Source organism: Flavobacterium sp. 245 (assembly GCF_004362055.1).
Lineage (GTDB): Bacteria > Bacteroidota > Bacteroidia > Flavobacteriales > Flavobacteriaceae > Flavobacterium.
Window position 1 is genome coordinate 295961 of record NZ_SNXB01000003.1, and the last position, 11463, is coordinate 307423.

Annotated in this window: 17 protein-coding genes; 15 read left to right on the top strand and 2 right to left on the bottom strand. The window is 31.1% G+C overall.

The window, feature by feature from the left end; translation table 11 throughout:
* Positions 1 to 231: 231 nt before the first annotated feature.
* The 13 genes from EV145_RS22375 (at position 232) to EV145_RS07375 (ending at position 9244) form a co-directional block, all read left to right on the top strand.
* Positions 232 to 405 (top strand): hypothetical protein, encoded by a 174-nt coding sequence (locus EV145_RS22375; protein WP_166638421.1) that lies wholly within the window; start codon positions 232 to 234, stop codon positions 403 to 405.
* Between the two features lie 50 nt (positions 406 to 455).
* On the top strand, positions 456 to 2162 hold the full coding sequence (locus tag EV145_RS07315) for an ATP-binding protein (RefSeq protein WP_133524563.1): 1707 nt from the start codon (positions 456 to 458) through the stop codon (positions 2160 to 2162).
* Positions 2163 to 2168: 6 nt separating this feature from the next.
* Positions 2169 to 2837 (top strand): response regulator transcription factor, encoded by a 669-nt coding sequence (locus EV145_RS07320; RefSeq protein WP_133524564.1) that lies wholly within the window; start codon positions 2169 to 2171, stop codon positions 2835 to 2837.
* 364 nt (positions 2838 to 3201) lie between these two features.
* Positions 3202 to 3426: a DUF4236 domain-containing protein gene (locus EV145_RS22675; protein ID WP_133524566.1), complete on the top strand. Its 225-nt coding sequence runs from the start codon at positions 3202 to 3204 to the stop codon at positions 3424 to 3426.
* Between the two features lie 7 nt (positions 3427 to 3433).
* A complete protein-coding gene (locus EV145_RS07335) occupies positions 3434 to 3676 on the top strand; it encodes an excalibur calcium-binding domain-containing protein (protein ID WP_133524567.1) in 243 nt (80 codons plus the stop codon).
* 15 nt (positions 3677 to 3691) lie between these two features.
* Entirely contained in the window at positions 3692 to 4087 is a 396-nt protein-coding gene (locus EV145_RS07340; protein WP_133524568.1) for a hypothetical protein, read from the top strand.
* A 3-nt stretch (positions 4088 to 4090) separates the two neighbouring features.
* Complete coding sequence (locus EV145_RS07345) at positions 4091 to 5359, top strand: ABC transporter permease (protein ID WP_133524569.1); 1269 nt, start codon at positions 4091 to 4093, stop codon at positions 5357 to 5359.
* A 4-nt stretch (positions 5360 to 5363) separates the two neighbouring features.
* A complete protein-coding gene (locus tag EV145_RS07350; protein WP_133524570.1) occupies positions 5364 to 6263 on the top strand; it encodes a hypothetical protein in 900 nt (299 codons plus the stop codon).
* A gap of 180 nt (positions 6264 to 6443) precedes the next feature.
* On the top strand, positions 6444 to 6677 hold the full coding sequence (locus EV145_RS07355) for a hypothetical protein (protein ID WP_133524571.1): 234 nt from the start codon (positions 6444 to 6446) through the stop codon (positions 6675 to 6677).
* Positions 6674 to 6964, top strand: coding sequence for a membrane protein insertion efficiency factor YidD (gene yidD / locus EV145_RS07360; protein ID WP_133524572.1), 291 nt, complete (start codon positions 6674 to 6676; stop codon positions 6962 to 6964). Before EV145_RS07355 ends, yidD begins: the two co-directional genes overlap by 4 nt.
* Before the next feature lie 70 nt (positions 6965 to 7034).
* Positions 7035 to 7442: a hypothetical protein gene (locus EV145_RS07365; protein WP_133524573.1), complete on the top strand. Its 408-nt coding sequence runs from the start codon at positions 7035 to 7037 to the stop codon at positions 7440 to 7442.
* A gap of 10 nt (positions 7443 to 7452) precedes the next feature.
* Positions 7453 to 7662, top strand: coding sequence for a hypothetical protein (locus EV145_RS07370; RefSeq protein ID WP_133524574.1), 210 nt, complete (start codon positions 7453 to 7455; stop codon positions 7660 to 7662).
* A 232-nt stretch (positions 7663 to 7894) separates the two neighbouring features.
* Entirely contained in the window at positions 7895 to 9244 is a 1350-nt protein-coding gene (locus EV145_RS07375) for a GH1 family beta-glucosidase (protein WP_133524575.1), read from the top strand.
* Between the two features lie 74 nt (positions 9245 to 9318).
* Here EV145_RS07375 and EV145_RS07380 read toward each other — a convergent pair whose 3' ends face one another.
* Both EV145_RS07380 and EV145_RS07385 read right to left on the bottom strand, forming a co-directional pair.
* Complete coding sequence (locus tag EV145_RS07380; protein ID WP_133524576.1) at positions 9319 to 9684, bottom strand: hypothetical protein; 366 nt, start codon at positions 9682 to 9684, stop codon at positions 9319 to 9321.
* A 319-nt stretch (positions 9685 to 10003) separates the two neighbouring features.
* Positions 10004 to 10651 carry a hypothetical protein gene (locus EV145_RS07385; protein WP_133524577.1) on the bottom strand — a complete coding sequence of 216 codons (648 nt, stop codon included), beginning with the start codon at positions 10649 to 10651 and terminating at the stop codon, positions 10004 to 10006.
* A gap of 238 nt (positions 10652 to 10889) precedes the next feature.
* Between EV145_RS07385 and EV145_RS22655 the strand changes: the two genes are divergently transcribed.
* Complete coding sequence (locus EV145_RS22655; RefSeq protein WP_262711916.1) at positions 10890 to 11024, top strand: hypothetical protein; 135 nt, start codon at positions 10890 to 10892, stop codon at positions 11022 to 11024.
* Positions 11025 to 11213: 189 nt separating this feature from the next.
* Positions 11214 to 11426 carry a hypothetical protein gene (locus EV145_RS07390; protein WP_133524578.1) on the top strand — a complete coding sequence of 71 codons (213 nt, stop codon included), beginning with the start codon at positions 11214 to 11216 and terminating at the stop codon, positions 11424 to 11426.
* The last annotated feature ends 37 nt before the right edge of the window (positions 11427 to 11463 follow it).

Genomic DNA, 11463 nt, shown 5'->3' on the forward strand with positions numbered 1-11463 from the left:
CCTTTGTCTCAGAATTAGTTCCTGTTCTACTTCGCGATTAGAACAAATGTACAAAACTAGTTTACTTAAAAGTGCGGAAAACCGTAAGACGGATTTTATTCCGGGAAGTATAGATGAAAATCTTACTGTTCTACGCACTTCACTTCCCATTCAAAAATTGGCATTGCCCAAAAAAGATTCAGACGACCTCTGAACAGCAATGCCTATGCCTAATTTTTAATCATAAAAAACATGAAAAAAATATTTTTATTGGGAGCGTTTGCGCTATTGTCAGCTACATTATTCTCTTGCACAGCCGACGAATATGATGATGTTAAAAAAGAAATTAATCCTGCAAAACCTTCTTATGCTGATGATGGACCTGGAGATACTCCACCGCCACCACCGCCACCAAAAGATGAATAAAAAAACCTATTAAAAACAATTAATTTGTATTTTCGGGGAAAGTAAATTTTATGTTACGATCCCCGTTTTTTTATTTTATATTTTTACTTCTGTACTTCTCATGCCAAAACAAAACGGTTGTTCCTGCGAAAAATGAGACACCCAATAAAGAAGCTTTAGGGATTAGAAATAAGGCTATAGAAAAATTTCAACAAGCAAATTATGATAGTTCTTTTTATTATTATAATAAGTCTAAAGCTTTGTATGAAAAAGGCAAGGACAGTACTAATCTTGTGTACATTCTTGCTCAAATTGCCCTTATACAGCAAATCAATGGTGATTATTATGGAAGCAAGGAAACTCTTACTGAGGCCTTGCCTTATATTAAGAAAAAAGATATTTACACCTCCACAATCAATAATTTATATGGAATAGCTGAAAAAGAATTATCTAATTATGACGATGCTATCTACTATTATGATCAAGGTTTGAAAGATTGCCCAGATCCTTCATGCAAAGAAAATACTTTAAACAATATTGCAGTAGTTTATATTCATCAAAAAAAATACGATCAAGCCATAAAAATTCTTGACTCTATTTCGAATACAAAAACAGCAGCAGATCAATCAGAAAAATTCAAAACAAGATATATTGATAATTTAGGTTATGCTTTATACAAAAATGGACAGACTAAAAAAGGGCTTAAACTTATAGAATATAGTCTGGAGTTAAGAAAGAATATTCCTTATGATTATGGAAGCATTGAAAGCAATCTCCATCTCGCTGAACTTTATGTTGAAAACGAACCTTTAAAATCAAAAGATTACGCTTTAAAAGCTTATAGAACCGCGACTAAACTTCATAGTATTGACGAACGTTTAGAAGCCCTTTCTTATTTAATGATTAATAAATCAATGGCGAACAATACTGAATATGCTAAGCAATTCTCTGTTTTGAACGACAGTATTATTAAAGTTCGGAATAATTTTAAAAACAAATTTGCCAAAATCAAATACGATTCTCAAAAGGAAAAAGATGAAAATCAAAAACTTAAATTAGAAAAAGCGGAAAATGAATTAGCGCTTCAAAAAGCGAATTACCAAATAATATTTTTTATAATTGGTATAATTGGCCTTTTTCTTTTACTTCTATATTTGAGAAAACGTTATGAAAACCGAAATCGACTTGAAAAAATAAAAACAGCTTACGATACCGAAACACGAATTGCCAAAGATATTCATGATGGTCTGGCAAACGACGTTTTTCATGCGATTACATATACACAAACTCAGCCTTTAACCAACGAAAACAATAAAGAAAACTTACTGCAAAAACTCGACGACATTTATTCACGCGTTCGCGGAATTTCCAGAGAAAACAATGATATTGATACCGGGCCAAATTACCCAAACACTTTAAAAGAAATGCTTTCTACCTATAATAGTGAACAGACTAATGTTATTATAAATGGCGTTGAAAAAGTAAACTGGGATTCGATTGAAGATTTAAAAAAAATCACCATTCAGCGCGTTTTGCATGAATTAATGGTTAATATGAAAAAACATAGTGGGGCTTCTGTTGTTGTAATACAGTTTGAGAACAACTCAAATACTTTATTTATAAACTACTCCGATCACGGAAAAGGATGCGAAAAATCGAAAATTATAAAAAATGGTTTGCAAAATATGGAAAACCGTATTTTGTCTAATGAAGGAACTATTACTTTTGAAACTGAACCAGATAAAGGTTTTAAAGTAAAAATAATAATGCCTAAATAAAAGCCTATGTTTAAAAAAGTAATAATAGCCGAGGATTTTGAAGAATTCAATTTAGCCATAAAACAAACTTTGAGTGATTTCAACATCCTCAATTTTCAACATGCAAAATACTGTGACGATGCTTTTCTAAAAATTAGAAAAGCTATTCAGGATAATGAACCATACGATTTATTAATTAGTGATCTTTCGTTTAAAAAAGACCATCGCGAAGTAAAAATCGGAAGTGGTGACGAGTTGATTCAAAAAGTTCGTGAACTGCAGCCCGATATTAAAATCATTGCCTACTCTATTGAAGATAAAAATGTTCGCATAAAATCACTTTTTGACGATTCTGAAATTAACGCCTTTGTGCTAAAAGGCAGAAACAGTATCGAAGATCTCAAAAAAGCGCTTACCCTAATTTCGGTTTCTGATCAAAAATTTATTTCATCTGAAATTGCTTCTGCGCTTCAGGAAAAAGGCAACTACGAAATAGACGATGTCGATATTAAAATCCTAAAATATTTGTCTGCTGGAACATCTCAGGATGAAATTATCGAGATTTTTAAAAATTCAGAAGTCAAGCCAAATAGTAAAAGCGCTATGGAAAAAAGACTTTCTAAACTCAAAGATTTTTTCAAGGCAAATAATACTGTTCATTTAGTTTCGATCGCAAAAGATATGGGGATTATTTAATCCTTTATAAACTTATTTTCTCAAGCTCCTTCGGGGGCTTTTTTTTATTACTGAAATTTAAAAAATCGCAGATTATGGATTTCCGTAAAATACTGGTTTTGATTGGGTTTACTTTTGAACCATACATCAATTTAATATTAATTAAAACCTTTAAACCATGAAACTTTATTATGTAAACAACACCGCCCAATTAAACAGGGATCATGAAGTTCATACTGATGAATGCCCATACTTCAAAAGTATCGTAAGTAAAAAATACCTTGGTCTCTATTCTAGCTGTAAACCTGCAGTAGATGAGGCAAAAAAAACTTACTCAAAGTCAAATGGTTGTAAAACTTGTTGTAACGATTGTCACACAACTTAAATGGGCTTTCGATTTCAAAAAAGAATAAAACTTGGGGGAGGACTTGGTTTGAATATTAGCAAATCAGGAATTTCTCCAAGTCTTAGAACAAAAATGGGAACATTTAGTAAAAATGGCTATTCTACAAAAACTGGTATACCAGGCATTCGATATCAAAACAACGGATGCCTTGTAATATTTGCCTTCACAGGAATTCTTACATTCTTAATTTATCATTTTAAATAATTCAATCATGAAATATAAAAAAATCATATCTATTTCTATTTCCTCATTAATACTTACAGGTATTATAATTTCTTGTTCAGATTCAGGAGAGACAAGTTCAAATTCTAGTTCGAGTTCAAACTGTCCAACAAAAACCTGTGGTGATTTTGCAACTCGAGCACAAGCACAAGCTGCATACAATAGCAATAAAAGCTGTTACAAAAATCTGGACTCAGATGGAGACGGAATTGCATGTGAAAATCTAAAATAAACAAACCAAAAAACCATGATAACACTAGAACTTAAAAGCCATTTTTTGAGATTGTATCAAATGGCAATGGCAGACGATCAATTTGATGTATTAGAATTACAAATGTTGTATCATTTTGCTGATGAAAGAGGCATTGCAAAAGAAGAATTGGATAAACTTTTTCTAAACCCTGTTAATATAGAATTTATAGTTCCGGAAGCCTTAACCACAAAAATTGAATACTTGTATGATTTAGCAAGAATTATTTGGGCAGATGGAAAAGTAACTGACGACGAATTAAATATGCTCAAAAAGTATTGCAGAAAATTTGATTTCGTTGAAGAAAACATTAATGATCTATCTGATTATTTAATTGATTGTGTTCAAAAAAATATTAGCAAAGAAGAAATTATTAGTCAACTAAACGCTTAAACTATGAAACCACTTTCTCAATTATTTAGTTTGAAAAAATCTGAGGATTCTTCTTTTAAAGTTATAGAAGAAAATGAAGAAGACAGAGAGCAAATCAGAATTACTTACTACCAAAGCGGCTTTGCAGCTTCTGTAAAAGCCACTGGAAAACCAATTGTTCTAAAAGCATGTCTACAAAATTTATATATGAGTTTTGAAGATCAATGCCGAAAACAAAAAATGGAACAAGACAGACTTAAGCAACCTTATCGCGAAGAACAGGAAAAAAATAGAACTGAACTTAAAAAATCTGAAGCAGCAATCGGTATTTATGAGAAAAAAGAACAGGATATTAATGACAATATTGACCAAATTAAAAATGAGATTATTGAAGTTAAACGCAATCCTGACAAATACGGAATTGAAGAAGGAAAAGGTTTAAAAGCGCAGTTTTATATTGGTTTAATTCTTTTGCTTCCAATCACACTTTATGTTTTAGTATTCTATATTTCAGCTTCTTATTCCGCCTTCTTCAAAGAGTTTTCAAATGACAGTTTAAGTGCTGCAATTTTTGATGCAGATGCTTTTACAAATGCTTTTAAAGCGAGTTGGCTCGAAGGAGTTTTAGTAGTTACGATTCCATTTGTTTTTATGGGATTAGGATATGTTATTCATATGGTACAAAAAGGAAAAGGGCTTAAAAATGTTTTTAGACTCATTTCGCTTTTTGCTATTACATTCTTATTTGATTCACTTTTAGCTTACATCATTGAGAAAAAAATATACGAGTTTAATAAAACTCCTGAATCTTCACCATATGACTTAAACATTGCTCTTGCTCAACCAGAATTTTGGATGATCATATTCGCCGGTTTTGTAGTGTATATAATCTGGGGACTTGTATTTGACTTTATGATGAAGGAATTTGAAAACATTGATAAAATCCGAGCTTTTATAAGAGGTAAAAAAGAAAATCTATTAAATCTGGAAAAACTTAAAGCTGATTATATTAATAAAATCAATGATTTCAAACAACAGATTGTTACCATAAATGGCAAAATATCTGAATTACAATCGAAAATAGATGGCTTTGTTTTTCCTGTGAAAGAGTATTTGCATTATCATCATCAATATAAAGAGGGATGGTTTCAAGCAATTGGTACAGAATTAGCTTTACCTTATAAAGAGAAAGAAGAACTTTTACAAAGCTGTGAACTTTATTCTGAAGAACATTTAAGTAAATTAAACTTAATCGATCCTGATTTTCAACATTTAGTATATTCTAAAAACTAATACTATGAAAAAAACTATACTAAGAATCACAATGCCTTTATTATTAATTTTATTTTTTTCGTGTAAAGAAGACCCTAAAAATGAAGAAAAAGAAACAGCAGTTAAAAGTGCCGCTTCAGAAAACTATAATATCAGCATTTTAATCGATTTATCGGATCGAATAAGTCTCAAGAAAAATCCAAATCCCACTATGGAAATTTACCAGCGTGATTTAGGATATATTAAATCAGTTTCTGAAGCTTTTACACAGCATTTAAAACCAAAGCGAATGAGGCAAATTGATGACAAAATGCAAATATTCTTTAATCCCGAACCAGAAAATTCACAGATTAATTCTATTTCTAAAAAATTAAGAATTACTGTTAATAAAGACAACGCTTCTAGAGAATTATTGAATTCTATAAATAGTACTTATTCTTCAAAAACATCAAAAATATATGAATCTGCAATTAAAGATGACAAATATATTGGCTCAGATATTTGGAACTTTTTTGACAGCAAAATTCAAGATCAATGTATCGATAAAGATTATCGAAATATCTTAGTTATTTTAACGGATGGGTACATGTTTTATGAAGGAACGCAAATCAAAGATGGAAATTTATCCAGTTATCTAACCCCTCTGTTAATTAAAAAAAATGGACTAAATACTAATCATTGGCAGAAAAAATTCGAGAAAGGAAATTTTGGATTCATCAAAATCAATAAAGATTTATCGAATCTTGAAGTTTTAGTTTTAGGTATAAATCCAAGCAAAAATAATCCGTTTGAAGAAAAAGTTATAAAAGCATATTGGAGCAAATGGCTTTCTGAAATGAATATAAAACACTTTGAAATTAAAAATGCTGACTTGCCTTCAAATATGGATAAAATTATAAAGGATTTTATTTTAGAAAAAGAATAAAAAATCAAATCTATATATTTTAAAGAGGGCCATTATTGTCCTCTTTTTTCTGTTTAAATCCCTCTCTAAAAAAACTCCTTTTAAAATTCTACTACATTACGGATTTCCATAAAATTCTAATTTTTATTGGTCTTACATTTGAATTATAAACCAATTTAATATTAATCAAACCAAAAAATTATGGAATATAAAGTAGTGCCATTCATAGCTTCAATTGATCCAAAAAAAGGGACTTCAAATCATGTTGCTGAACAACTTGAAAGCTTAATAAAAAATTATAGAAATCAAGGCTGGGAATATGTGCGTTTAGAAAGTGTATCAACATTTGTGCATCCAGAAAATGGCTGTTTTGGACTTGGAGCAAAACCAGGTTATACAACAAATAACCAAATGGTTGTTTTTCAGAAAAAATGAAATATTTCATCCTATTAATAATTCGCTTGTATTGGATTTTAATTCCTCAATCCAACAGAAGAAAATGCATTTTTAAAAAATCCTGCTCCAATTATGTGTTTGAAATAACTCAAAAAGAAGGATTTATTAAGGGACTAAAAGGATTTCAATTTCGCTACAAAAACTGTAGAGGAAATTTTTCAATTTTTAAAAATCCGATAACTAACAAAATTCAAATGATTCTTCCTTCACAAATAATAATTGAGAAGGAAGAAATTGCTGAAAGATTATTTAAAAATCACGTATAAGTACTTATTTCAAACGTCATAATTCTAATTAGATTTAGCAAATACTTAAAAACCAAATACCACAAAGCCTATGCTAAAAAACTACCTCATCTTACTTTTATTAGTTGCGTTTTATTCCTGCAAAAAAGCGGATGCTCCACCTCCACCGCAAATCAACACGTTTTATAAAGAAACTGTTACCGCAGATGACCGAAAAACGATTACGCCGGACGAAGCTCAAACGTATCATGTAAATAAAACCTATCAATACGAATACCGAACCGGAAACCCAGGAAACTACGAATACAATTATGATGTAAAAGGAATAAATGACAAAGGCGATTCGGTTTTTGGGAATATAAATGTTCAGGGAAAATATGGTGCCGGAATTTTAATGGACAGCATTGCTGAAATAGAAATCAGTACCGAATGGATTTCAAAAGGAAAATTAAAAGCCAACGATAAAAAAGGAAACGAATATAATTTAATCGTCAAATAAGATTATTTAAATGAAATATACTTTACTCTTACTATTTATAATTTTAACTTCATTCAGTATGCCAGAAACCAGCGTTTTTATATGCGGGCCAAAAGGTGCAAAAAAATACCATTATAACGAAAACTGCAGGGGTTTATCATCCTGCAGTCACGGAATCACAAAAACATCATTAAAACAAGCTCAGGGATATGGTTTGACATTATGCGGATGGGAAGATTAGAAACTTGCTTTTAATCGTTTCTTTTATCGCTTTTGTCTTATTTAATTATTTGATAATAATGACTTTACAATTTATTCACATTAGTTTTATTAATTTGAATAAAACTAAAAGTTATGAAATTCTTTAATCTAAATTTTCTAGTATCATTCAAAGAATGGCTTTTTTTAAGAGCTATGCAATCTTCTTTCCTTCATTAAAAAAAAGCAATTAAAAATCAAGGAACATATATTGAATGAATAAAGTTGAAAACTCGTTTCTAAACAAAAATCAATTTGGAGAGGATTTCTTGTGGGGTGTTTCTACCGCCGCATTTCAAATTGAAGGAGCTCATGATGCAGACGGAAAAGGTTCTTCGATCTGGGATGTTTTTACTTCTCAAAAAGGGAAAATTAAAAACGGACATCATGCCATAACTGCTTGTGATTTTTATAATTCGTATCAAGATGATATTAATTTAATCAAAGAATTAAATATCCCTAATTTTCGATTTTCGATCAGCTGGCCACGAATTATGCCTACGGGAACGCATCCTGTCAATCAAGCCGGAATTGATTACTACAATAAAATCATCGATTCATTGCTTGCTCAGGGCATCGAACCTTGGGTTACTCTTTACCATTGGGATCTACCTCATGCACTTGAACAAAAAGGCGGCTGGACGAATCGCGAATCGGTTTCGTGGTTTTCAGACTATGTTGAAATCTGCGCCAAGCATTTTGGCGATCGCGTTAAAAACTGGATGGTCATCAATGAACCTTCTGTTTTTACCGGAGCTGGTTATTTTCTTGGTATTCACGCACCCGGAAAAAAAGGAATTACAAATTACCTAAAAGCCATGCACCACGTTACAATGGCGACTGCGGCCGGAGGAAAAATACTTAGAAATAGAATTCCCGACGCCAATATTGGAACTACTTTTTCATCTACTCACATTGAGCCTTTTTCACAAAATCAAAAAGATGTTGACGCTGCAAAACGGGTCGACACTTTGCTAAACAGGACTTTTATCGAACCGCTTCTCGGACTTGGATATCCGCAGGATGACTTGCCTGTTTTAAAAAAACTAAGCAATTATATTGCGCCCGATGATTTAGAAAACATTGCTTTCGATTTCGATTTTATTGGTCTGCAATGTTATACTAGAGAAGTTGTAAAATCGTCGTTACTAATTCCCTATATCGGTGCCGAATTAATTAGTGCCGAAAAAAGAAATGTAATAGCAACTGATATGGGCTGGGAAGTTTATCCTCCTGCTCTCTATCATGTTTTAAAAAGATTTAACGAATACGACATCAAAAAAATTATAATAACCGAAAATGGCGCCGCTTTCCCAGACACGGTTACAAACGGAAAAGTGCATGACATCAAGCGTACGCATTATATTCAGGATCATTTAGAACAAATTTTAAAAGCCAAAGAAGACGGCTTAAATGTTGATGGCTATTTTGTATGGACGCTGACTGACAACTTTGAGTGGGCTGAAGGCTACAATGCCAGATTTGGACTTGTTCATGTCGATTTTGAGACTCAAAAAAGAACCATTAAAAACTCTGGATTCTGGCTTAAAGATTTTTTATCTTAAGACTTTCCCTTAAAATTACAAAAGCCTTTCGCATTAAATGTGAAAGGCTTTTATATTTGAAATAAATTCAAGCATCAATGAAACCTAAATTTATAAGATTGCTTTAGAATTCCAACAGTAAGCTTTCCGTCACTTTTTAGGTGGGCTGTCACCATAATATATTTTTCTTCGGGATACTTTATATCATAACTAAAGATGGTGTCTTTTGTTTTAACCTCAAGCAGGTGTTTTCCTTCATCAGATATTGAAAGTTCTGCTGTTTGGTAAGTCGGCATTTCATTTGTTGCTTTTAAGGTAATGTCGTGCACTTTCTTTTTATCAAGATATACTTCCAATTTTAAGTTATCCAATTTCATATTTGTTGGCTGCTCAAACAACACTACATACTTTTTACAACCAAAAGTGCATAAAACAATTACTACTATTAGAAGCTTTTTCATAAATCATATTTTTAAATGGATTATTTTTTACTCTTTTATAAATATAAATAATTTTATTACAATCCAGCTAAAAATCAAATTTTACTGTCTTATTTATTAAGCAAACAAACTTTAAAAAAAAGTCAAAAAAAATCACTTATTTCATTGATTTTATTTGGTTTAACCGTATGTTTTTCGTATCTTTATAGTATAAATAACAGTCAATATATGCCAAAAAACAAACTATTTAAATGCCTAAATTGCTTCGTAACAAATTATTCTTTTTCCAATTTTTTGCATTTTATTTTTCAAAAAAATGCTTTCAATCTTCATTTGGAAACTATTCTAGCTGATCTTTTTTCTGCACATAATTTAAACACGCAGAAGACACCAATAAGACTGTTCCTATTGCAATCTTAATTACTTTTTTCGGCTGTATGTTCTGAGCTATTTTTTTAGAATTAGAATATATGTCTTTTAAATTCAAAAAAAGATTTCCTTTTTTAGGAACTTCTTTAGACTCTTCATTTTCATTTTCAACAAAACTCTTTGATTCTATGACTTCATTCTCTATTTCAGTGGCAACTTCAGTTCTTTCTGTATTTTCAGCCAGTTTGGCTTCTCCATTTCTACACTTTTCATTAAACCTTTTAAAAGGACGCGGTTGAAAATCGACCAAAATTGCCGCAAGATTTATGGCGTCAATATTTGACGGATCTGTTTCGCCTTTAAAAAAGGTTTCAATGGGTCTAAACTTATCTTTTTGTTCCTTAAACTTATTCTTTTTTGTATGATCAAAATCTAAACCCAACAAATTCCTAAAAACATTCAAATCATCTTGGCTCGGATTATTTTCAAAAATAAGCCAGCACAAATCGCGGAGTTTTCCTCGGGATGGACTATACAAATAATCGAAGTATTCTCCCTCTTTTTCGAGTTCGTATTTAATTTTAATCGCTTTTTTATATGCTTCTAATGTATTATTCATCTTGACTTTTTTAGGAACCTCTTTGGACTCTTTACTTTTATTTTTAATCTAAATCTTTTTATATGCCTTTATTTTTGACTTCAAAAATTCAAATCCTTATCAGCACTTTCAATTTTTATTCCAATCTCATATTATTTCTACTTTTTTTTCAGTTCAATCCAACTTTTGTCAAGCTTATTACATCTATTATAATAGAGATTCGTCTAAAGCCAAATAACATTTAATAAAAAAATAGGCATTGCATTTTTATTTTATTGGGAAATCATGGGAATCTCAGGAAAACGCAGGAATTCCGGGAATACCTTATCTACAGTGGTCTAAAAGTGCCTTTCCTTTGCATCAGAAATTAGTTCAAGTTTTGTCTGCAGACTAAAACAAAAATATAAAACTAGATCTAATTATCATTGTGGAAAACCGTAAGACCGAGTTTATTCGGGAAGTTTAAATTACGTCTTACCGTTCTACACGATCAACTTCCCAAAATCAATTTGGTATTGCCAATAATAACTCTGGATAAACTCCGGACAGCAATACCTATGTCTAATTTCTAAATTAAATCAAAATGAAAAAATTATTACTTTTTAGCGCTATTGCGTTATTATTCAGCATATTTTCTTGTACTCCGGATGAAATTGAAACGAAGCCAAAACAAGAAACAAAAAAAACTGTTAATCCAGCAAAAGATACATATGCTGATGATGGTCCTGGTGAGGGTACGCCTGGTGAGGGTCCTGGTGATGGAAAAGTTCCACCACCACCACCAACGGATGAATAAAAATATTTTTAGTATCTAATTAATTACTATTTTCGGG

Excerpts from the sequence above, each read along its gene's own strand:
- yidD (WP_133524572.1), top strand. The coding sequence starts at position 6,674 with ATGAAATATTTCATCCTATTAATAATTCGCTTGTATTGGATTTTAATT.
- EV145_RS07345 (WP_133524569.1), top strand. The coding sequence starts at position 4,091 with ATGAAACCACTTTCTCAATTATTTAGTTTGAAAAAATCTGAGGATTCT.
- EV145_RS07350 (WP_133524570.1), top strand. The coding sequence starts at position 5,364 with ATGAAAAAAACTATACTAAGAATCACAATGCCTTTATTATTAATTTTA.
- EV145_RS07340 (WP_133524568.1), top strand. The coding sequence starts at position 3,692 with ATGATAACACTAGAACTTAAAAGCCATTTTTTGAGATTGTATCAAATG.
- EV145_RS07320 (WP_133524564.1), top strand. The coding sequence starts at position 2,169 with ATGTTTAAAAAAGTAATAATAGCCGAGGATTTTGAAGAATTCAATTTA.
- EV145_RS07390 (WP_133524578.1), top strand. The coding sequence starts at position 11,214 with ATGAAAAAATTATTACTTTTTAGCGCTATTGCGTTATTATTCAGCATA.
- EV145_RS07385 (WP_133524577.1), bottom strand. The coding sequence starts at position 10,651 with ATGAATAATACATTAGAAGCATATAAAAAAGCGATTAAAATTAAATAC.
- EV145_RS22675 (WP_133524566.1), top strand. The coding sequence starts at position 3,202 with ATGGGCTTTCGATTTCAAAAAAGAATAAAACTTGGGGGAGGACTTGGT.
- EV145_RS07315 (WP_133524563.1), top strand. The coding sequence starts at position 456 with ATGTTACGATCCCCGTTTTTTTATTTTATATTTTTACTTCTGTACTTC.
- EV145_RS22375 (WP_166638421.1), top strand. The coding sequence starts at position 232 with ATGAAAAAAATATTTTTATTGGGAGCGTTTGCGCTATTGTCAGCTACA.
- EV145_RS07355 (WP_133524571.1), top strand. The coding sequence starts at position 6,444 with ATGGAATATAAAGTAGTGCCATTCATAGCTTCAATTGATCCAAAAAAA.
- EV145_RS07365 (WP_133524573.1), top strand. The coding sequence starts at position 7,035 with ATGCTAAAAAACTACCTCATCTTACTTTTATTAGTTGCGTTTTATTCC.
- EV145_RS07380 (WP_133524576.1), bottom strand. The coding sequence starts at position 9,684 with ATGAAAAAGCTTCTAATAGTAGTAATTGTTTTATGCACTTTTGGTTGT.
- EV145_RS07375 (WP_133524575.1), top strand. The coding sequence starts at position 7,895 with ATGAATAAAGTTGAAAACTCGTTTCTAAACAAAAATCAATTTGGAGAG.
- EV145_RS07370 (WP_133524574.1), top strand. The coding sequence starts at position 7,453 with ATGAAATATACTTTACTCTTACTATTTATAATTTTAACTTCATTCAGT.
- EV145_RS07335 (WP_133524567.1), top strand. The coding sequence starts at position 3,434 with ATGAAATATAAAAAAATCATATCTATTTCTATTTCCTCATTAATACTT.